Consider the following 19,092-nt stretch of genomic DNA (forward strand, 5'->3'; position numbering starts at 1 on the left):
AAAACTATCGTTAGGAAACTGTAAGCAAAGCCCTTAAGCGGTCTCGCGCTCATCAGCGGCAAGCTGGCCACAAGCCGCAGCGATTTCATCCCCCTTGGTATCGCGCACGGTGCACGGCACGCCTTGCGCGATGACGCGGCGAACGAACTCGTCCTGACGCGCCTTCGGGGCAGCGTCCCACTCCGAGCCTGGTGTGGGGTTGAGCGGAATGACGTTGACGTGGACCTTAGAGCCCAGTGCCGCATGCAGCTTCCGCCCCAGCATATCGGCGCGGAAATCCTGATCGTTCTTATCGCGGATCAACGCATACTCAATGGACACGCGGCGGCCCGACTTATCGGCGTAGTATTTAGCGGCATCGAGCACTTCTTCAACCGGCCAGCGGTTGTTAACCGGCACGAGGGTATCGCGCAGTTCGTCGTCCGGGGTGTGCAGGGAGACTGCGAGGGTGCAGGATAAATCCTCATCCGCGAGCTTACGGATGGCCGGTGCCAAGCCGACCGTGGACACCGTGACATTGCGCTGGGAAAGACCGAAACCCGTGAGATCGGAGCCGGTGATCTGGCGCACCGCATGGACCACGCGCTTGTAGTTGGCCAGCGGCTCGCCCATACCCATGAAGACAACGTTGCTTAGGCGCCCGCCTTCTTCTTCCATGAGGCGAGCAGCGTGCCTAAACTGCTCCACGATTTCCGCGGTGGACAGGTTGCGATTCAAACCTCCCTGGCCGGTGGCGCAGAATGGGCAGGCCATGCCGCAGCCAGCCTGGGAGGAGATACACAGGGTGGCGCGACCTGGGTAGCGCATGAGCACGGACTCCAACAGGGTGCCATCGTGCAAACGCCACAGGGACTTGGTGGTTTCCCCATCGTCGGTGGAGGTTTGGCGAATGGGCTCCATGAGCGTGGGGAACAAACGCTCCTGGACCGCCTCGCGGGCGGCGGCCGGGATATCCGTCATCTCGGAAACATCGGCGGTGTGGTGGACGTAGTAGTGCTTGGCCAGCTGCTTTGCCCGGAACTTGGGCAGGCCAAGTTCCGCGAGCGCCTCAATGCGCTCGGCCTCGGTCAGGTCCGCGAAGTGCTTCGGGGGTAGCCCGCGGCGCGGAGCGGAGAAATTCAGTTTCAGTGGTTCAGCCATGGTAGAGCCCATTTTCCACGTTTTCGGCCACATTATCCAATCTAAGCTCTGCTGGAGTGGCGAAAGTGACATCTCACCCTATTTAATAGATACATGACGAATCCAGAAAACTCCCCTGAGGAATTCCGTACCACCACCCCGGCTGAGGAGCCGCTGACTGATTACACCGCGGAAGCCCCCGCCACCGAAGGCTCAGTAGAGCCAGTTCCAACCACGCCGGATTATGAGAACAAGAATGAAGGCAAGGTGAAGGGCTCCTTCGCTGCCAGCACGTGGATTGCCCTGATCGTGGGCTTCCTGCTGCTCATCGTCCTCATCATCTTCATCCTGCAGAACCAACACCAGGTACCGCTGAACTTCCTTAACTGGTCCGTCCAGTTCCCGGCGGGCGTCACCTACCTCATCTGCGCCATCGCCGGTGCCCTTATCATGGCCCTCGTCGGCGGCTGGCGCATGTTCGAGCTGCGCCGCCAGGTACGCAAGCAGGCTCGCCGCTAAACCTAAGGTGCAAGGGTGGTGAGGAAACTCATCGCCACCCAGGTCACCATCGCGGAGGGCAGCATGCCGTCCAAACGGTCCATGATGCCGCCGTGCCCCGGCAACAAGGCGGACATATCTTTGATTCCCAGTTCGCGCTTGAACTGGGATTCCACTAAGTCACCGAGAGTGGCGCAGAAAACCAGCCCCAAGCCCATCAGCGCGCCTACCCACGGCTTGTGGTGAAGAAGGAATGCGAAAGAAAGCGCACCGGTCAGGGTGCCGAAGACTACGGAGCCGGCAAAGCCTTCCCACGATTTTTTAGGGCTCACCGCCGGTGCCATGGGGTGCGAGCCAAACATCACGCCGGCGATGAAACCACCGGTGTCTGAGGCGACCACGCAAAGCATAAACACGACAATCGACGCCGCCCCCGAGGCGAACGGCGTTTCCACCCGTGAGAGCATCGCGGCAAACGTGCCGAACAAGGGGATCCACGTCAGCACGAAGATACCCATCGACATATCGCGAAGATAGTTAATCGGCGGGCGGTGCCTGCCGTTATGGAAGAGGCGCCCAAACATGAGGGCTAGGACCGCGACCACATACACCGCAACAAGGCCCGGGGCATTAAGAAACCACGAGACCCAGAGCATTGCCTGGCCGAGAACGATCAGCAGGGTGCGTGGGACATAGTAGGAGTGCTCCCGCAGCCGAGTCAGCACTTCCCACATGCCCAAGCCCACCGCGGCAGCGACGACGAGGTACCACACAAGAGGCCCAGCCCACACCGCGAAGACGACGAGCGCGCCTAGGCCGACGCCGACGGCAATTGCCGCGGGCATATCTCGCCCGGCAGAATTCTTGGGTTTGGGCATCCGACTCGAGTGCTCAGTGCTCACGCATGCTCCTCATCTCATCGTGGGTGGTCTGGCTCTACACAGAAAAGACCGCCGTGCTGGCCGGTGCCTGGCGCGGCGGCAAATCAAAGCTCTGAAAAGTGCGGAGGTTAGACCTCCATGAGCTCCTCTTCCTTATTGGCGACGAGCTTGTCCACCTGCTCGATATAGCCGGAGGTAATCTTTTCCATCTCCTTCTCGGCAGCGATAACCTCGTCCTCGCCGGCGTCACCATCCTTCTGCAGCTTCTTGAGCTGCTCCATCGCACGGCGACGGATATTACGGATAGCAATCTTGCCGTCCTCGCCCTTGCTCTTGGCCATCTTGACCATGTCGCGGCGGCGTTCCTCAGTGAGCTGCGGGATGGTCACGCGCAGCACCTGTCCGTCATTGGTCGGGTTCACGCCCAGATCTGAGTTACGGATTGCGTTCTCAATCTCGTTCATCACTGACTGCTCATAAGGCTTGATAAGCAGCATGCGCGGCTCTGGGACCGAGATGGTGGCCATCTGGGTAATCGGGGTCGGCACACCGTAGTACTCAGCAACCAGGCCGTTAAACATAGCCGGGTTGGCACGGCCAGTGCGGATGGTAAGCAGCTGCTCGCGGGTGTGCTCAACCGAAGCGGTCATGTGCTCTTCAGCTTCGAGCTGGATCTCGTCGATCATGAGGGTTACAACTCCCTTGAAATAGTCAAAAGTACTGGGAAAGAATTTAGCAGGTCGCGGCCTATTTGTACTAGGACTGGACCAGCGTGCCGATCTGCTCGCCGTTGACAGCGCGCTTGATATTGCCTTCCGTAAGCAGGTTGAAGACCAAAATCGGCATATTGTTGTCCATGCACAGGCTAAATGCCGTGGCATCAGCCACCTTGAGGTTCTTCTCAATGACCTCGCGCGGGGTGATTTCGGAGTACAGCTCCGCGTCCGGGTTGGTGCGCGGGTCGGCGGAGTAGACGCCGTCGACAGCCTTGGCCAGGAAGAGGACCTCCGCACCGATCTCCAGGGCGCGCTGCGCGGCGGTGGTGTCGGTGGAGAAATACGGCATGCCCATACCGGCACCGAAGATAACTACGCGGCCCTTCTCCAGGTGGCGGTCGGCGCGCAGCGGCAGGTAAGGCTCCGCAATCTGCGCCATGTTGATGGAAGTCTGCACGCGGCAGTCAATGCCTTGCTGCTTGAGGAAGTCCTGCAGCGCCAGGGAGTTCATGACGGTGCCCAGCATGCCCATGTAGTCAGAGCGGGCGCGGTCCATGCCACGCTGCGAAAGCTCGGCACCGCGGAAGAAGTTACCGCCACCGATAACGACGGCGATTTCAGTCCCCTGCTTCGCCACCTCGGCGATTTGGCGGGCAACATTTTCTACAACATCAGGATCGATGCCGACCTTTCCACCGCCGAACATCTCACCGCCCAGTTTGAGCATGACTCGCTTGTATCCGGTTCGCTTCGGTTCAGGGGTAGTCACGGTCTTCATCGTCTCCTTCACGCATGGCGACGCTTCAGTTAAGCGCTTGAATAATTCTGTTCCATCTTAACCATAGGAAGGCGCTGTCATATATTCAGCTGCGTGCGGCCCCCACCCTCAGGGGCGGGGACAAAACGGCGAACTCCCTCCCCCAAGTTTCTTCCACCGAGCACGCAGCCCTGGGGCAGAAAGAGGAGGAGGGAGCACTCGCAGTCACGGGGCTCTAAACCCGGACTGCACGAGTCTCAGGAAGACTTAGGCGCCAACCTCGTAGCGGACGAAACCGGTGATGGTGGTGCCGGCCTCGTCTGCGACCTGCTTAACGGTCTTCTTGGAGTCAGACAGAGAAGCCTGCTCAAGCAGAACCACGGACTTGTAGAAGCCGTTGAGGCGGCCTTCCACGATCTTCGGCAGGGCTGCCTCTGGCTTGCCCTCCTCGCGGGTGGTGGCCTCAGCGATCTCGCGCTCCTTCTCCACGATCTCAGCCGGAACGTCCTCGCGGGTGAGGTACTCAGCGTTCATGGCTGCAATCTGCAGTGCGACTGCGTGAGCGCCTTCTGCGTTGCCCTCGTAGGACACCAGGACACCCACTGCCGGCGGCAGGTCAGCGGAACGCTGGTGCAGGTACACAGCTACGTTGTCACCCTCGATGGTGACAGCGCGACGAGCCTGCAGCTTCTCGCCGGTCTTTGCGGACTCTTCGTCAACGACCTCGGAAACCTTCTTGCCGTCGATCTCCAGGTTGTTGAGCTCCTCACCGGAGTTGACCTTGGCCTCACCGGCAGCCTCAGCGATCTTGGTAGCGAAGGACTTGAAAGCCTCGTTCTTGGCCACGAAGTCGGTCTCGCAGTTGATTTCCACCATCGTGTTGCCGGACACGGCGATCAGGCCCTCGGTAGCCTCACGCTCAGCGCGCTTGGACACGTTCTTTGCGCCCTTGATGCGCAGGTACTCAACGGCCTTGTCGTAGTCACCCTGGGACTCGTCGAGAGCCTTCTTGCAATCGAGCATGCCGGCGCCGGTGGCCTCACGCAATGCCTTTACGTCTGCAGCAGTGTAGTTCGCCATAGTTGGAGCGATCCTCCTTGGAATTAAACGGTATTCGTTGAAACAGCGTAGCCGAATCACTACCACCACGTCGCGTTGAGGGGGTGGTAGTTTTTCGCCCACTCCCCCAGCGGAGGGAAACCTCTGCGTGGTGTTTCAACCCTCTAGTGTGTCACGTGCCTTAACGAGCTAAGAAAAACACGTGAGAAAAAGCCCCCATCGCCGCGGACACTGTGGGCCGTGCGGTACGGGGGCTTAAGGTATGCAGATTACTCTGCGGACTTCTCGGCGTCCTCAGACTTCTCTGCGGAAGCCGGGTCAGACGCAGCGGCAGCCTCAGCAGCGTCGCGGGCGTCCTTCTCAGCGGTGTCGCCGGCAGCTTCCTTGGCCTGAGCAAGCTGGCGCTCCTCGCGGGCCTTCTTGCCCTCGTCCACAGCGGTGGCGATGATGCCGGAGAGCAGCTTGGTGGCGCGGATAGCGTCGTCGTTGCCCGGAATCGGGAAGTCAACCTCATCCGGATCACAGTTGGTGTCCAGGATGGCAACGACCGGGATGTTAAGCTTCTGAGCCTCCTTGACCGCGATGTGCTCCTTGTTGGTGTCAACAATCCACAGTGCGGACGGAGCCTTGGTCATATCGGAGATACCGCCCAGGACGCGCTCCAGCTTGGTGCGCTCACGGGTCAGCATCAGAACTTCCTTCTTGGTGCGGCCCTTGTAGCCGTCCTCAGCTGCATCCATAGCCTGCAGCTCCTTCATGCGCTTCAGGCGCTTGGAGACAGTCTGGAAGTTGGTGAGCATACCGCCGAGCCAGCGGTGGTTCACGTACGGCATACCAACGCGGGAAGCCTCTTCAGCAACGGCTTCCTGAGCCTGCTTCTTAGTACCAACGAAGAGGATGGTGCCGCCGTGTGCGACGGTTTCCTTGACGAACTCGAAGGCCTCATCGATGTAGGTCAGCGTCTGCTGCAGGTCGATGATGTAGATGCCGTTACGGTCGGTGAAGATGAAGCGCTTCATCTTCGGGTTCCAGCGACGGGTCTGGTGACCGAAGTGGACGCCAGCGTCGAGGAGCTCGCGCATGGTTACGACTGCCATGTTTCGCTCGCTTTCTATATATTGTTTCGGTTTTGCAAGATTGTGCGGTGTTTTATTCCGCACCCTAGCAACGAAGGCCCTGGCTAACACCCCATTATCCTGGGGACCACGTCAACCACGGACTGTCCCTTCCTTAACCCAGGAAGCGACTACTTCGCCGCGCGTAGTCAATCCATGCGGAACCCTTCCGGGCATTAAACACAGACTGCTGTGGGCTAGCTTAGTACTGCACACGCGCTGATTCCAAACGGCGCGACTGTTTAATCGCCGCCGATTTGTTGACAGCCACACGAAACTTTCCCCTGGCGCACCATGGGTTACTTCTTTAACGCATTATCCACAGGTCGACCGCACGCTCTTCCCTCGGGCCGCGCTCACGCGCAGGCTTGAGGTCATGCGTCACCGTCTACTTTGTTTATCTGCCCTGCTATGCCTCTGGGCTGCGCTTGGCGACGTCCCCCTTGCCGCCGCCTTCGTCGACCCCACCACTGGGGAACCGGTTGCTTCGCGTGTCTTGCGCGGCTTCGAACCTCCTGAGAAGCGGTGGATGGCCGGGCATCGCGGTGTGGATCTGGACCTACCCGTCGGCGGTAAGGTGCGTGCCGCTGGCGACGGCGTTGTGTATTTCGCCGGCGCCATAGCGGGCAAACCGGCCCTTTCGATTGCTCATGGCAACGGTCTGCGCACCACCTATCAACCGGTGTTTGCGCGGGTTAAGAAAGGTGACCAGGTGCAGGAAGGAGACATCATCGGAACGCTCGCGCCGTCCGTGGATGGCTATCCGGGGCTGCACTGGGGAGCGATTGAGGGCCGCGAGGACTACATCAACCCACTGGATCTCCTCGGCGAACCTGTCATTCGCCTCAAGCCCGCGGGTGGGAGCGAGCGTAGACGTCCTTAAGGCGCTGGGCGGAGACGTGAGTGTAGACCTGCGTGGTCTGCAGCGACGAGTGACCAAGCAGCTCTTGCACGATGCGCAGATCCGCTCCACCCTCGAGCAAATGCGTAGCCGCCGAGTGGCGCAAACCGTGCGGGGTTAACCCCGGTGTCCCCGTCACTTGGGCGGCGCGTTCGACGACGCGGCGGACCTGACGCGCGTCGATGCGCCCGCCGCGCGTGCCCACAAACACCGCTTCCGTATCGCCAGCAAGCTCGGGGCGCCCTGTCTTCAGCCAAGCGCAGAGCGCATCATGAGCTGCATCCCCGAAAGGGACAACGCGCTGTTTATTGCCCTTACCGGTCACGCGGGCAGTGCGGCGGGACAGGTCGATATCGCCGACGTCGAGGCCGACGAGCTCAGCCACACGCACACCGGTGGCGTAGAGAAATTCAAGCATGGCGCTATCGCGTAAGAAGTGGACCTCATCGGTGGAGACGGCATTGCCCATCAACTCCCCCGCTGCGGTGGGTGACATCACGGTGGGCAGGTGCTTGCCTACCTTGGGCGTGGCGAGGCGCTGCGCCACATCCGATTGTAAATAGCCTTCGCGCGCGGCCCACGTGGAAAAAGCGCGCACCGCGGCGGTGCGGCGCGCCAGGGTGGAGCGGGACTTACCTTCAGCAACGGCGTGGGCCAACCATTCGCGCAGTGAGTTCAGAGTAAATGCTGCGAATTCCGGGACGTCCGTTGCCAACAGGCGCAAGTCAGAGCAATAGCCGCGGACGGTCGCTTCGGAGCGGCCGCGAACGATGCGCTGGTATTCTGCGAAATCCTCGATCGCTTCCTCCAGCTGTCCCCCCACGTGCCGCTCGCTACTGCCACTTTCACCACTCATGTCTCATGAGTGTACTCAGGTGCGCTGCCACATCGCGCCCGAGCGGGTGATCACCCCCATCTTTTGCATAGCTACGAGCAGGTGAATAGTCAACGCCACTCGCATTCCTGCGGCCGCCGCGATATCTTCTGCGCTCGCGCCTTCCTCCGCGCTTTCCGGCGGAGTGGAGTCATATACCCGAAGCTCATTGCGGGACAGACGCTGCACCGCAGTCGGCTGAAACTCCAGTTCGTATTGGCCGGCCACGTCCACCTCGCCCGCCTTGCCAACCAAACCCCGCACTTCATCCGCAGAGGCCACCAACTGAGCCCGCCCATCCTGGATGCGTTGATGGCAACCCAAGGACCCAGATGTGGTGATGGGTCCTGGCACTGCCATGGCAACCCTGCCCAGTGCTTCCGCCCAGTTCAACGTGTTGAGCGCACCAGAGCGGAATCCGGCTTCGACCACCACGGTACCGCTCGTCATCGCCGCCACAAGGCGGTTGCGGGATAGAAAGCGAAAACGCTGTGGCCGCGTGCCCGGCGCGAACTCTGACACGATGCATCCCTTCTCAGCGATTCTGTCAAAGAGCCTTGCATTGCGCGCTGGGTAAGAAATGTCGATGCCGCAGGCCGCTACTGCTACCGTTAGGCCTCCTGCATCCAGCGCGGCTTCGTGGACTGCTGTATCGACACCCACCGCCCCGCCGGAAACCACAGTCCATTGGTGGGAGGCAAGGCCGCTAGCCAGAAGTGAGCCGGCTTCCCAGCCATATCGGCTCACCGCACGCGTCCCCACCAGCGCCACCGATTGGGATACCGTTTCGCGCAGGTTGCCTCCACGGACCCACAGGCTGTGAGGAGGAAACGCTTGGTCATCAAATGTTGCTGGGGCTTCCACCATTCCTTGGTGGTAGAAGCCAAAGGCTCGCGATAACTCTTCTCCCGGCCACTCCGCATCCGCGGGTGTGATCAGTCGAGCCCCCACCGCTTCCGCGGCGGCGAGGTCTTCTTCTTGCCGCAGCCAATCGCGCCGCGAAGCCGTCGCCTGCCGCAAGGGGCCGATCCATTCCTCGCCCTTGTAGATTCCCCGGGCGATCTCCTCAGCCGGGTACTGACTCAGCAGCCCGTGGAGGGTTGGTGAGGGGCCCTCCACAACGCGGTTAAGGTAGGCCCACGTGTGCCGGGTACTCGATAGATTGAGCTCGCTCATGCTGCCAGCCTTTCGATGGTTCCGGCGCCGCGGAGATCCAACGCCCGACTGACATGGTCCAGCTCGGGGCGTGCGGAGCCGTCGAGGTCTGCCAAGGTCCATGCCAGACGCAGTACCCGATCTACTCCGCGTTGGCTCAGCTCACCTTCCGCTAGATAGGCAGCAAGCATAATCATCGCAGACTCCGCCGCCGGGCGGTGGCGCCTCAAATAGGAAGCGGACACGGCACCATTGACCACGCTCCCCAACCCGTCAGCCTCCCAGCGCGCTTTCATCCGTTCCCGGGCGGCAGCCACGCGCTGCGCTATATCCGCTGAGCTTTCCTCCCCTTCGGCATGAAGCACTGCGGATTGCCCCGATAGCGACACGATGATGTCGAGGCGGTCCCGCAGCGGCCCTGAAAGGTTCGACAGATAATTCATTCTGTCTGCCGCACGGCACTCGCAGCGCGCTGGTTCTTCGGCACCACACCGGCAGGGGTTCGCGGCTAGTACCAGTTGGAATTGTGCGGGGAAGATGACTTCTCTGCTCGCTCGCGTCAGGCGCACCTGTCCTTCTTCTAAAGGGGCGCGCAGGCTATCGAGAACCTGCGCTGGAACCTCACTGACTTCATCGAGGAAGAGCACACCATGGTGGGCTAGGCTCACCGCGCCTGGCCGCGGGCGCCCCGAGCCGCCACCGATCAGCGCGGCCCTTGTTACCGAAGCATGCGGTGCGATGAAGGGAGCGCGAGAAACGGCGGTACCAACGTCCCCGGCCACCGAGTGGATGGCTGTGGCTTCTACCGCCTGCTCCATGCTCAAGCGCGGCAGAATGCCCGGCAAGCGCGAGGCAATCATCGACTTTCCAGAGCCGGGCGGTCCCACCATCATCACGTGGTGACCGCCGGCGGCAGCGACTTCCGCCGCCCACTTGGCTTCTTTCTGGCCAGCGACTTCGCTGAAGTCTGCGACCTGTTCGCGGGCAGGCGCTGCCGCGTGTGCGATGAGATGTGCATCCGGCAGACAATCCCTCCCGCACGCCCAGGCAAAAGCATCCCACAGGGTTTCGGCCACGAGGACTGTCATTCCGGGCACCAATGCCGCCTCGGCCGCATTTCCCACAGGAATGATGAGGGTGTCATAGCCTTGCGAGCGCGCGGCCAGGATCGCCGGGATGATGCCAGAAACTGGGCGCACGTGCCCGTCCAATCCCAGCTCGCCGAGGACGAGCGCCCCGCTGAGCCGACTCTTCTCACTCTGCCCGGCCGCTAAGATTGCCAAGGCCATCGGGAGGTCAAAGTGAGCCCCGGCTTTAGGCAGCGACGCCGGTGACATGGACACCACGACCTTCGTCTTAGGCCATGACAAATGCGAATTGCTCACCGCGGTGCGGATGCGGTCTCGCGACTCGGAGATCGCTGCATCCCCCAGGCCCACAACGTGAACTCCGGGAAGTCCGGGGCCAACGTTGGCCTCCACTGTGACCACCCGGGCCAGGACTCCATCTAGCGCTATCGTGTCGCATCTACCGAGAGCCATGATCAACTCCCTGGAAATATTCCACTTCGAAGGCTTCCCCAGAGTGTGCCCCGGTGGCCACGAGTCCAAGCACGTCAAAACGAACCTTGCTTAATGTCTGGTTTTCACTCCGCGCAGTACTCAGCCACTGCGCGGCTGCTTTGCGCAGGCGCTTTAGCTTGCGTGGGGTTACCGCCTCCGCGACTCCAAAGTTGCGGGTAGCCCGAGTCTTAACTTCGCAAAAGACAATGGTCCCATCGCTCTCGCGCACAACGAGATCGAGCTCGCCCACGCGGTAGTGAACGTTTGCGGCGATAACCTGCGCCCCGCGTGCGCGGTAAAAGTCAGCAGCGAATTTCTCCCCTGCTTTTCCTAGTGCATCCGCGGGGCGAATGGTCTGCCCCACGGTCGGCGAATGCAGAGAGGCTGCTAGATTTCTTGTCACTATGGTGCTCCTTGGAATTGAACGTGTACACAACACGCCGTAAGCACGACACAAGAAAATCCCCGTGCCGCACACCCCTTACGGCACTTCCAGAACACCCCACACAACAGTCCGGTGGCGAGGGCTTCTTCCCTCGCCACCGCAAATCTGTGGATAACTAGTCCGGGGTCACCTCGATGGTGTTTCCCCGCACTCCTTTACCTAGAACTCTATTCAGGGAGAACAAAGTCCGGCTTGTCCAGCTCCTCAATATTGACGTCCTTGTAAGTGATCACACGGACATAGCGCACAAAGCGCGCCGAGCGGTACATGTCCCACACCCAGGCATCCGACATGCGGACCTCGTAGTAGACATCCGGGCCGGAGGTATGCGGGATGAGCTCCACCGCATTGGCCAGGTAAAACCTGCGTTCGGTTTCTACCACATAGGAGAATTGGCTGACCACATCGCGATATTCGCGGTACAGCGACAGCTCGACTTCAGCCTCGTAGTTATCGAGTTCCTCAGCGCTCACGGTGTGCTTCTCCTTCGCTCACAATTACCCGGGATCACGGTGTCACAGATTGAGCACAAGCTTAGTTCGCACTTGCTGCCTAAGCCTTCAGGCGCGCGCGAGGAATCGTGCATGAGCTTCAGCAACATTGCGATAGCTCATACGGTGCTCAGGCGTCGCCCCCAGCTGGGCGATGGCATCCTGATGCACAGCTGTGCCATAGCCCTTATGGGTTTCCAGAGCATAGCCTGGGTAGTGCTTCGCCACATCCACCATGAGACGGTCCCGGGAAACTTTGGCCAAAACACTAGCCGCAGCGATGCAACGTGCGGCGGTATCGCCGGCGATGATCGGCAGCTGCGGGGTGGGCAGGCCGGGGACGAAGAGGGCGTCGCTCAGCACATAGCCCGGGCGGATCCCCAGCTGCGCCACCGCACGGCGCATTCCTGACAGGTTGGCATGCTGAATGCCAAAGGCATCGATATCCTTCGCGCCTATGTGCACCACTGACCAGGCCAGCGCACGGCGTTTGATCACCGGCTCCAACTTTTCCCGGGCCGCCGGCGTGAGCTTCTTCGAATCATCAAGCCGCTCCAAGCCGGGCAGGATACGATCCGGCAAAATACACGCGGCGATAGTTATTGGCCCGCAGCAAGCTCCGCGCCCAGCTTCATCCACCCCGGCAACAGGCCCCAACCCTGCTTTGGAGAGCGCGACCTCATAGGTTCTCTTCTGTTTTAGACGGCGCATAGCGGTTAGAGGGGCATGTCCTCGATAGTGTGCGCACGGCTAATCGGAACCACCACGGCAGCGACCTTCCCGCGCACGTTCTCCACTGGAACGGTGCCCTGGAGCTTATCGCCTAGGTGCGCGCGCGAATCCAAAGAGTTTGTGCGGTTGTCCCCCATCACCCACAGGTGCCCTTCGGGAACGGTGACGGGCCCAAAGTACGCGCCGCCACAGGCCTGCGATCCCACCCGCTCATCGACAGATATCTCCGGCGGATCGAGGACAAAGTCCTGGTTGGTGGGTTGGCCGTCCACCATGACGGCCGGATCGCCCTCCTGGCACGACACGGTCTGACCCCCGGTGGCAATGACCCGTTTGACCAGAATGTTATCGCCGTTGGGAGCCAGCCCCACAACAGCCGCCATATTTTGGATGCCGCGGAGAAACACATTGTGGGAACGCTTGACCTCAAAAGACGTGTTCCACGATTCCGGACCGGCAAAGACCACAACCTCTCCCGGGCGCGGATCGCTGAAGTAATAGCTCACCTTCTGCACCGCAATGCGGTCATTCGTACACCCCGGGCAGCCATGCAGGGTGGGCTCCATGGAAGAAGACGGGATGAGATACAGCCTTCCCACGAAGGCCTGAATCAACGCCAGCGCCACGAAGGTGACAGCCAGCGCCGAAAGAACATCGCGAACTCTAGGACTGGATGTCCGGGTCATCGACTCCACCAATACGGTTGAAGGGGAAGAAGATGAACATGACCTTGCCGCGAACATTCTCCAGGGGGATTGTTCCTTGGTACTCATCCTGCATGTGATAGCGCGAGTCCGCGGAGGCCGTGCGATTATCTCCCATCACCCAGATATTGCCCTCCGGCACGGTCACGGGGCCAAAGTACGCGCCGCCGCAGGCATAGGAACCGGTGGTTTCATCAACGCGATAGGTCGGTGGATCCTGCACATAATCCTGTTCAATGGGCTTGCCGTCCACCATGACTGCCGGATCCCCTTCTTGGCAGGACACCGTCTGGCCACCGGTGGCAACAACGCGCTTGACCAGAGTGTTCTCATCGGGCGGGGTGAGCGACACATAGCTCAGGGCATCCTGAATGCGGTGGATCACTGGGTTATCGGAACGCGGGGACACCCAGTTGCTATCCCAGTCCGGCGTGCCCTTGAATACCACGACATCACCGGGTTCCGGGCTCTTATCGCCGTAGTAGGAAACCTTTTCGGTAAAGATCCGGTCGTTATTGCAGCCTTCGCAACCATGCAATGTCGGCTCCATGGAGCCGGAGGGGATCACGTACTGCCGGCCTACAAAGTTCTGGAAAATGCCGACGACTGCGAGCACGGAGACCACTACGAGGGCAGTCTCCAGCAACCAGGGCATCTGCTTCTTTTCTTCAGCTGGGGGCGCCGCGCTTTCCGACGCCTCTCTCCCAACCCCCTGGGAACTTTCAGTAATGTCGTTTTCTTTTTCCACGGGCTAAATCCTAGCAATGTGTCTTGCCCTCACGGGCCTTGTGGCCCCGCGCGGCGCACGCTAAAAGGAGAAGGCAAAAGGAAAGCCCTTCGCCTTTCCTCGCGGTGAGGATAAAGGCGAAGGGCTGTGATGCGCTGTAAATTAGCGGCGCTCCTTGATGCGGGCCTTCTTGCCGCGCAGGTCGCGCAGGTAGTACAGCTTGGCGCGGCGGACACGGCCGCGGCGGACTACCTCGATGGAGGCAATGTTCGGGGAGTGAACCGGGAAGGTACGCTCAACGCCGATGCCGAAGGAGACCTTACGCACGGTGAAGGTCTCGCGGATGCCGTCGCCCTGACGGCGGATGCAGACCCCCTTGAAGAGCTGGGTACGCTCGGTGGTGCCCTCGATGACCTTGACGTTGACGTCGAGGGTATCGCCCGGGCGGAAGGACGGGATATCGTCGCGCAGCGAAGCTGCATCAACCTTGTCAATGAGGTTTGCCATTGGTGTTTTCCTTTTCAGTTTAAGACAGAGGACCCTAGCGCCACCTCGCGGCAGCTGACCGGTTCGTGCCTATTACACAGAACATCGTCATCTTTCCACACCCCACCCCGGAAGAACAAATTCCGTCAAACGCCTGACATCTCCTCATTGCGGGCTCTAAGGTGGGTGGCGCACTGATACCCCACGGGTGCCCACGGGAAGTGGGCTGAGAGTGGCGCTGATACCGCGCCTGCACCGTTCGAACCTGTCTGGTTAGCACCAGCGAAGGAAGAGAGGAGCAGCCATGACGGCTACCCATAACCCCATCCAGTCCACCAACTCCGGCGAGATCCACCCCAAGCACTCCTACTCCCCCATCCGGGAGAATGGCCTGGAGGTACCGGAGACCGAGATCCAGCTGGATGATTCCCCTACCGGCCCCAATGAGCCCTTCCGTATCTACCGCACACGTGGCCCGGAGTGTGAGCCCGAAGTCGGTCTGCCGGCACTGCGCGCCGAATGGATTGCGGAGCGCGGGGACGTTGAGGAATATGAGGGCCGCGCACGCAACCTCGCTGACGATGGCCGCTCGGCCGAGCGCCGCGGTGCGGCTTCCCAGGAGTGGAAGGGGGAGCGTCGCCAACCGCTGCGTTCTAAGGAAGGCAAACGCGTTACCCAGATGCACTATGCGCGCCAGGGCATCATCACCAAGGAGATGGAGTTCGTGGCCCTACGCGAGCACTGCGACCCAGAGTTCGTGCGCTCCGAAATCGCCCGTGGCCGCGCCATCCTGCCTAATAACGTCAACCACCCCGAGTCGGAGCCGATGATCATCGGTCGGAAGTTCCTCACCAAAATCAACGCCAATATTGGCAACTCCGCGGTGACCTCCTCCATCGCCGAGGAGGTATCCAAGCTACGCTGGGCCACCCGCTGGGGCGCGGATACCGTCATGGACCTCTCCACCGGTGACGACATCCACACCACCCGCGAGTGGATCCTGCGCAACTCTCCGGTTCCTATCGGCACCGTGCCCATCTACCAGGCGCTGGAGAAGGTCAATGGTGTCGCGGAAGACCTGACATGGGAGATTTTCCGCGATACCGTCATCGAACAGTGCGAGCAGGGCGTGGACTACATGACCGTGCACGCCGGCGTGCTTTTGCCCTACGTGCCGCTGACCACGAACCGCGTCACCGGCATTGTTTCCCGCGGCGGCTCCATCATGGCAGGCTGGTGCCTGGCGCACCACAAGGAGTCCTTCCTCTACGAGAACTTCGACGAACTCTGTGAGATTTTCGCGCGCTACGACGTCGCTTTCTCCCTCGGCGATGGTCTGCGCCCCGGCTCCTTGGCGGATGCTAACGACACCGCCCAATTCGCTGAACTCAAAACCATCGGTGAGCTCACCCGGCGTGCCTGGGAGTATGACGTCCAGGTCATGGTGGAAGGCCCAGGCCACGTCCCGCTCAACATGATTCAGGAAAATAACGAGCTCGAGCAGGACTGGGCCTCGGATGCTCCCTTCTACACGCTGGGCCCGCTGGTTACGGATATCGCACCGGGCTATGACCACATCACCTCCGCCATTGGTGCGGCACACATCGCCATGGGTGGTACGGCCATGCTGTGCTACGTCACACCGAAGGAACACTTGGGGCTTCCCAACCGCGATGATGTGAAGACCGGCGTGATTACCTACAAGCTTGCGGCCCATGCAGCCGACGTGGCCAAGGGCCACCCAGGTGCGCGCGCTTGGGATGATGCGATGAGTAAGGCCCGCTTCGAATTCCGCTGGCACGACCAGTTCGCGCTCTCCCTCGACCCAGACACCGCGCAGGCCTACCACGATGAGACCCTGCCTGCGGAGCCGGCGAAGACCGCCCACTTCTGTTCCATGTGCGGCCCGAAGTTCTGCTCTATGCGCATCAGCCAGGACATCCGGGATACCTTCTCCGACTCCCTTGGTATGCCAAGTTTTCCGGGTAAGGACGCCGTTGATCCGGAGGTCGTGGCAGCTGCCCGTGCCGGTGAGAAACAGATGTCGGAAGAGTTCAAGGCCCAAGGTTCGCAGCTCTATCAGGAAGAAGAAACCGCGCATGCCTGATCTTCGCTGCTACTTCGTCACGGGCGCGGGCACGCCTGCGGAGATCGTGCGCATCGCTGCGGCAGCGGCGCGAGGCGGTGCCGGGGTCGTGCAGGTGCGCTCCAAGCCAATTTCTGCCCGCGACCTTTTCTATTTAGGCCGCGACGTGGCCCGCGCGGTGGCGAAGGCTAACCCAGAAACACGCGTGCTTATCGACGACCGCGTAGACGTCGCCGCCGCCCTACGCCACGCCGGCGAGCCGGTGCATGGCGTGCATGTCGGCCAAGATGATCTACCCGTCGCCGCTGCCCGCGCGTTGTTGGGTCCGGACGCGATTATCGGTCTGACCACCGGCACCCGCGAATTGGTCGAGGCCGCCAATGACGCCGCAGATGTCATTGACTACATCGGTTGCGGTCCGTTCCGCGCGACTCCGACGAAGGACTCCGGCCGCACGCCTTTAGGACTTCACGCCTACCCGGAATTGGTGAAGCTCTCCCGCGTGCCACTCGTAGCCATCGGGGATGTCACCGCTGAGGATGCAGCCGATCTTGCGGCAACTGGTGTGGCCGGACTAGCCGTCGTGCGCGGCATCATGAATGCCGAGGACCCAGAAGCTTATTGCCGCGCGCTGCTGTCCGGTTTTGACGAAGGTGCGCGATGAGTACTAGCTCTGATTCTTCAGTCATCGTCGTCGGCGCGGGCGTCATCGGTCTGGCCACCGCCGTGGAGTTGGCCGCGCGGGGCTTTAAGGTCACTGTCTTGGACCCGGCACCGGCCTCTGGGGCTTCGCACTATGCCGGGGGCATGCTCGCCCCCGCCGCGGAGGTGGTCTACCAGCAGGATCCACTCTTCCCGCTGATGCGTGCCTCCGGCGCGTGGTACCCGGAGCTTATCGATCTCGTGGCTCAGCACACCGAGGTCCCAACTGGCTACCGCGCCGAAGGCACCCTCGTCGTCGCCGCTGATCGTGCGGATGCTCAGCACCTCACCGAGCTGGCTGACTATCAATCCCTCCACGGCATGGAGGTCGAGCGCATCACCGTGCGCGAAGCCCGGCGCGCCGAACCTTTGCTCTCGCCACGTCTGGCTGCTGCGGTGAGTATTCCGGGTGACACGCAGGTTTTTCCCCGCCAGTGGACAGCTGCACTGCTCAGCGCAGCCCAAGCACTCGGTGTGCGTTTCTTCCGCACGGCAGCACAGTCGATCAATGCTGACACGGGCATGGTCACCACGGCCGTCGGCGAGTTCGAAGCTGAACAGGTGGTACTCGCTGCAGGCCTGGGAGCACGCGATATCGAGTGGGCTGCATCAGCCGGGCTCGAAGAATCTCCGCTACACCTGCGCCCGGTATACGGCGATATCCTGCGCCTGCGCGTACCGGACGAGCTCCAGCCTCTGCTCACCCGCGTGGTGCGCGGCTTCGTGGAGGACCGCCCCATCTACCTCATCCCCCGCGGCGACGGCACCTTGGCGGTTGGCGCTACAACCCGCGAGGACACTCTTGCTACGGCCCAGGCCGGCGGTGTCTACGCGCTGCTTCGCGACGCCATCCGTGTGCTGCCCGCCGTCGAAGAGTGCGAATTCCTCGAGGCCAGCGCGGGTGCCCGCCCCGGAACCCCGGATGACCTGCCGTACCTCGGCCGCGTCAGCGACAAGCTCGTCATCTCCACCGGCTATTTCCGCCACGGCATTCTGCTCACGGCCCTGGCCGCGCGCTGTACACGCGAGCTCATCGAAGGCACCGAATCCAGCATCGATCTCACCGCTTGTGATCCTCTACGTCACCTCAAGGAGCAGCCATGATCCTCATCCTCAACGGCCAGCCCACTGACACCTCAGCGACGACCATCACCGAATTGTTGGACGAGCAGAACATCGCCGCCGACGGCACCGCCGTGGCCGTGTCCGAACAAGTCGTACCTCGCTCGCAGTGGGAGACCACCCCACTCACCGAAGGCGCGGCCGTGGAAATCCTCACCGCAGTCCAAGGAGGTTAAATGCTCACCATCGCCGAGACCACCTTTTCTTCCCACCTCATCATGGGCACCGGTGGGGCCACGAGCCACGACGCCCTTGAGCGCGCGCTCGTCGCCTCCGGAACCGAGCTGACTACCGTGGCCATGCGCCGCCACGCTGGTACCCGTGATGGTGAGAGTGTCTTCGATCTGCTGCGCCGGTTGGACATCGCCCCACTCCCCAACACCGCCGGGTGTCGCACCGCGCGCGAGGCCGTGCTCACCGCCCGCATGGCCCGCGAGGCGCTGGGGACCTCCTGGGTCAAGGTCGAGGTCATCGCCGACGAACATACGCTGCTGCCCGATGTCGTGGAAACCCTCGACGCCACCGAGCTGCTGAGCGCCGAAGGGTTCACCGTCCTGGCCTACACCAGCGACGATCCCGTAGCCGCCCAGCGCCTCGAAGACGCCGGAGCGGCAGCCGTCATGCCTCTCGGAGCCCCCATCGGCACTGGTCTGGGAATCCTCAATCCCCACAACCTCGAGCTCATCTGCTCACGTGCCTCGGTGCCCGTGCTTGTCGACGCCGGCATCGGCACCGCCTCCGACGCCACCCTCGCCATGGAGCTGGGCTGCTCCGGCGTGCTTCTCGCCAGCGCGGTCAACCGCTGCCAGGATCCCGAGGCCATGGCCACCGCCATGCGCCACGCCGTCGAAGCCGGCCGCCTAGCCCGGAGTGCAGGGCGCATCCCGCAGCGCGAGCACGCCCAGGCTTCCTCCACCTTTGAGGGCCTGGCCTCCTGGGCCGACCACGTTCTCTAGACCT

The 19,092-nt window shown here is 61.7% G+C and carries 22 protein-coding genes and 1 riboswitch; of the genes, 7 read left to right on the top strand and 15 right to left on the bottom strand.

Annotation, left to right across the window (positions count from 1 at the left end; genetic code table 11):
- Positions 1–33: 33 nt before the first annotated feature.
- Positions 34–1,140 carry a dual-specificity RNA methyltransferase RlmN gene (gene rlmN / locus CAURIM_RS08160; protein WP_236659255.1) on the bottom strand — a complete coding sequence of 369 codons (1,107 nt, stop codon included), beginning with the start codon at positions 1,138–1,140 and terminating at the stop codon, positions 34–36.
- A gap of 93 nt (positions 1,141–1,233) precedes the next feature.
- Here rlmN and CAURIM_RS08165 point away from each other — a divergent pair, with 93 nt between their 5' ends.
- A complete protein-coding gene (locus tag CAURIM_RS08165) occupies positions 1,234–1,638 on the top strand; it encodes a LapA family protein (RefSeq protein ID WP_070643833.1) in 405 nt (134 codons plus the stop codon).
- Positions 1,639–1,640: 2 nt separating this feature from the next.
- Here CAURIM_RS08165 and CAURIM_RS08170 read toward each other — a convergent pair whose 3' ends face one another.
- From CAURIM_RS08170 to rpsB, 5 genes are all read right to left on the bottom strand, one after another.
- The gene (locus CAURIM_RS08170; protein ID WP_174878629.1) at positions 1,641–2,495 is read right to left on the bottom strand and encodes a phosphatidate cytidylyltransferase; all 855 of its coding nucleotides are present in this window, start codon (positions 2,493–2,495) and stop codon (positions 1,641–1,643) included.
- A gap of 131 nt (positions 2,496–2,626) precedes the next feature.
- Entirely contained in the window at positions 2,627–3,184 is a 558-nt protein-coding gene (gene frr / locus CAURIM_RS08175) for a ribosome recycling factor (protein WP_010190379.1), read from the bottom strand.
- Between the two features lie 70 nt (positions 3,185–3,254).
- The gene (pyrH, locus tag CAURIM_RS08180) at positions 3,255–3,992 is read right to left on the bottom strand and encodes a UMP kinase (protein WP_010190380.1); all 738 of its coding nucleotides are present in this window, start codon (positions 3,990–3,992) and stop codon (positions 3,255–3,257) included.
- Between the two features lie 246 nt (positions 3,993–4,238).
- Positions 4,239–5,051: a translation elongation factor Ts gene (gene tsf, locus CAURIM_RS08185; RefSeq protein WP_070445567.1), complete on the bottom strand. Its 813-nt coding sequence runs from the start codon at positions 5,049–5,051 to the stop codon at positions 4,239–4,241.
- A gap of 248 nt (positions 5,052–5,299) precedes the next feature.
- The gene (rpsB, locus tag CAURIM_RS08190) at positions 5,300–6,127 is read right to left on the bottom strand and encodes a 30S ribosomal protein S2 (RefSeq protein ID WP_010190382.1); all 828 of its coding nucleotides are present in this window, start codon (positions 6,125–6,127) and stop codon (positions 5,300–5,302) included.
- A 394-nt stretch (positions 6,128–6,521) separates the two neighbouring features.
- On the opposite strand from rpsB, the gene CAURIM_RS08195 reads away from it, so the two are divergent.
- The gene (locus CAURIM_RS08195; protein ID WP_070445564.1) at positions 6,522–7,028 is read left to right on the top strand and encodes a M23 family metallopeptidase; all 507 of its coding nucleotides are present in this window, start codon (positions 6,522–6,524) and stop codon (positions 7,026–7,028) included.
- On the opposite strand, the gene CAURIM_RS08200 is transcribed toward CAURIM_RS08195, so the two are convergent.
- The 9 genes from CAURIM_RS08200 to rplS form a co-directional block, all read right to left on the bottom strand.
- Positions 6,991–7,902, bottom strand: a complete 912-nt coding sequence (locus CAURIM_RS08200) for a tyrosine recombinase XerC (RefSeq protein WP_070445561.1) — start codon at positions 7,900–7,902, stop codon at positions 6,991–6,993. The two genes, CAURIM_RS08195 and CAURIM_RS08200, sit on opposite strands and share 38 nt — an antisense overlap.
- Before the next feature lie 15 nt (positions 7,903–7,917).
- Positions 7,918–9,096 carry a DNA-processing protein DprA gene (gene dprA, locus CAURIM_RS08205; protein WP_070445558.1) on the bottom strand — a complete coding sequence of 393 codons (1,179 nt, stop codon included), beginning with the start codon at positions 9,094–9,096 and terminating at the stop codon, positions 7,918–7,920.
- A complete protein-coding gene (locus CAURIM_RS08210; protein ID WP_070445555.1) occupies positions 9,093–10,616 on the bottom strand; it encodes a YifB family Mg chelatase-like AAA ATPase in 1,524 nt (507 codons plus the stop codon). The genes dprA and CAURIM_RS08210 overlap by 4 nt, the downstream gene beginning before the upstream one ends.
- Entirely contained in the window at positions 10,603–11,040 is a 438-nt protein-coding gene (locus tag CAURIM_RS08215; RefSeq protein WP_070520047.1) for a YraN family protein, read from the bottom strand. The genes CAURIM_RS08210 and CAURIM_RS08215 overlap by 14 nt, the downstream gene beginning before the upstream one ends.
- 209 nt (positions 11,041–11,249) lie before the next feature.
- Positions 11,250–11,555, bottom strand: coding sequence for a DUF2469 domain-containing protein (locus tag CAURIM_RS08220; RefSeq protein ID WP_005528899.1), 306 nt, complete (start codon positions 11,553–11,555; stop codon positions 11,250–11,252).
- 87 nt (positions 11,556–11,642) lie between these two features.
- Positions 11,643–12,284 carry a ribonuclease HII gene (locus CAURIM_RS08225; protein WP_070445549.1) on the bottom strand — a complete coding sequence of 214 codons (642 nt, stop codon included), beginning with the start codon at positions 12,282–12,284 and terminating at the stop codon, positions 11,643–11,645.
- Between the two features lie 5 nt (positions 12,285–12,289).
- On the bottom strand, positions 12,290–12,991 hold the full coding sequence (gene lepB, locus CAURIM_RS08230; protein WP_201827922.1) for a signal peptidase I: 702 nt from the start codon (positions 12,989–12,991) through the stop codon (positions 12,290–12,292).
- Entirely contained in the window at positions 12,969–13,664 is a 696-nt protein-coding gene (gene lepB / locus CAURIM_RS08235; RefSeq protein ID WP_236659254.1) for a signal peptidase I, read from the bottom strand. The genes lepB (CAURIM_RS08230) and lepB (CAURIM_RS08235) overlap by 23 nt, the downstream gene beginning before the upstream one ends.
- A 234-nt stretch (positions 13,665–13,898) precedes the next feature.
- Positions 13,899–14,243 carry a 50S ribosomal protein L19 gene (gene rplS, locus CAURIM_RS08240; RefSeq protein WP_010190405.1) on the bottom strand — a complete coding sequence of 115 codons (345 nt, stop codon included), beginning with the start codon at positions 14,241–14,243 and terminating at the stop codon, positions 13,899–13,901.
- A gap of 173 nt (positions 14,244–14,416) precedes the next feature.
- Positions 14,417–14,531: riboswitch (TPP riboswitch) on the top strand.
- On the opposite strand from rplS, the gene thiC reads away from it, so the two are divergent.
- The 5 genes from thiC to CAURIM_RS08265 all read left to right on the top strand — a co-directional run bounded on the left by thiC (position 14,527) and on the right by CAURIM_RS08265 (position 19,088).
- Positions 14,527–16,329, top strand: a complete 1,803-nt coding sequence (gene thiC, locus CAURIM_RS08245; protein ID WP_070445541.1) for a phosphomethylpyrimidine synthase ThiC — start codon at positions 14,527–14,529, stop codon at positions 16,327–16,329. Its footprint overlaps the riboswitch before it by 5 nt.
- Positions 16,322–16,972: a thiamine phosphate synthase gene (locus CAURIM_RS08250; protein ID WP_201827919.1), complete on the top strand. Its 651-nt coding sequence runs from the start codon at positions 16,322–16,324 to the stop codon at positions 16,970–16,972. The genes thiC and CAURIM_RS08250 overlap by 8 nt, the downstream gene beginning before the upstream one ends.
- Positions 16,969–18,114 carry a glycine oxidase ThiO gene (gene thiO, locus CAURIM_RS08255; RefSeq protein ID WP_201827916.1) on the top strand — a complete coding sequence of 382 codons (1,146 nt, stop codon included), beginning with the start codon at positions 16,969–16,971 and terminating at the stop codon, positions 18,112–18,114. The genes CAURIM_RS08250 and thiO overlap by 4 nt, the downstream gene beginning before the upstream one ends.
- Positions 18,111–18,308: a sulfur carrier protein ThiS gene (gene thiS, locus CAURIM_RS08260; RefSeq protein ID WP_201827913.1), complete on the top strand. Its 198-nt coding sequence runs from the start codon at positions 18,111–18,113 to the stop codon at positions 18,306–18,308. The genes thiO and thiS overlap by 4 nt, the downstream gene beginning before the upstream one ends.
- Positions 18,309–19,088, top strand: a complete 780-nt coding sequence (locus CAURIM_RS08265; RefSeq protein WP_070643818.1) for a thiazole synthase — start codon at positions 18,309–18,311, stop codon at positions 19,086–19,088.
- Positions 19,089–19,092 lie beyond the last annotated feature (4 nt).

Source organism: Corynebacterium aurimucosum (assembly GCF_030408555.1).
GTDB classification, from domain to species: domain Bacteria; phylum Actinomycetota; class Actinomycetes; order Mycobacteriales; family Mycobacteriaceae; genus Corynebacterium; species Corynebacterium aurimucosum.

Excerpts from the sequence above, each read along its gene's own strand:
- CAURIM_RS08165 (WP_070643833.1), top strand. The coding sequence starts at position 1,234 with ATGACGAATCCAGAAAACTCCCCTGAGGAATTCCGTACCACCACCCCG.
- CAURIM_RS08170 (WP_174878629.1), bottom strand. The coding sequence starts at position 2,495 with ATGCCCAAACCCAAGAATTCTGCCGGGCGAGATATGCCCGCGGCAATT.
- thiO (WP_201827916.1), top strand. The coding sequence starts at position 16,969 with ATGAGTACTAGCTCTGATTCTTCAGTCATCGTCGTCGGCGCGGGCGTC.
- rlmN (WP_236659255.1), bottom strand. The coding sequence starts at position 1,140 with ATGGCTGAACCACTGAAACTGAATTTCTCCGCTCCGCGCCGCGGGCTA.
- thiS (WP_201827913.1), top strand. The coding sequence starts at position 18,111 with ATGATCCTCATCCTCAACGGCCAGCCCACTGACACCTCAGCGACGACC.
- tsf (WP_070445567.1), bottom strand. The coding sequence starts at position 5,051 with ATGGCGAACTACACTGCTGCAGACGTAAAGGCATTGCGTGAGGCCACC.
- CAURIM_RS08210 (WP_070445555.1), bottom strand. The coding sequence starts at position 10,616 with ATGGCTCTCGGTAGATGCGACACGATAGCGCTAGATGGAGTCCTGGCC.
- lepB (WP_201827922.1), bottom strand. The coding sequence starts at position 12,991 with ATGACCCGGACATCCAGTCCTAGAGTTCGCGATGTTCTTTCGGCGCTG.
- CAURIM_RS08225 (WP_070445549.1), bottom strand. The coding sequence starts at position 12,284 with ATGCGCCGTCTAAAACAGAAGAGAACCTATGAGGTCGCGCTCTCCAAA.
- rpsB (WP_010190382.1), bottom strand. The coding sequence starts at position 6,127 with ATGGCAGTCGTAACCATGCGCGAGCTCCTCGACGCTGGCGTCCACTTC.
- lepB (WP_236659254.1), bottom strand. The coding sequence starts at position 13,664 with ATGCCCTGGTTGCTGGAGACTGCCCTCGTAGTGGTCTCCGTGCTCGCA.
- dprA (WP_070445558.1), bottom strand. The coding sequence starts at position 9,096 with ATGAGCGAGCTCAATCTATCGAGTACCCGGCACACGTGGGCCTACCTT.
- thiC (WP_070445541.1), top strand. The coding sequence starts at position 14,527 with ATGACGGCTACCCATAACCCCATCCAGTCCACCAACTCCGGCGAGATC.
- CAURIM_RS08200 (WP_070445561.1), bottom strand. The coding sequence starts at position 7,902 with ATGAGTGGTGAAAGTGGCAGTAGCGAGCGGCACGTGGGGGGACAGCTG.
- CAURIM_RS08250 (WP_201827919.1), top strand. The coding sequence starts at position 16,322 with ATGCCTGATCTTCGCTGCTACTTCGTCACGGGCGCGGGCACGCCTGCG.
- CAURIM_RS08265 (WP_070643818.1), top strand. The coding sequence starts at position 18,309 with ATGCTCACCATCGCCGAGACCACCTTTTCTTCCCACCTCATCATGGGC.
- rplS (WP_010190405.1), bottom strand. The coding sequence starts at position 14,243 with ATGGCAAACCTCATTGACAAGGTTGATGCAGCTTCGCTGCGCGACGAT.
- CAURIM_RS08195 (WP_070445564.1), top strand. The coding sequence starts at position 6,522 with ATGCGTCACCGTCTACTTTGTTTATCTGCCCTGCTATGCCTCTGGGCT.
- frr (WP_010190379.1), bottom strand. The coding sequence starts at position 3,184 with ATGATCGACGAGATCCAGCTCGAAGCTGAAGAGCACATGACCGCTTCG.
- pyrH (WP_010190380.1), bottom strand. The coding sequence starts at position 3,992 with ATGAAGACCGTGACTACCCCTGAACCGAAGCGAACCGGATACAAGCGA.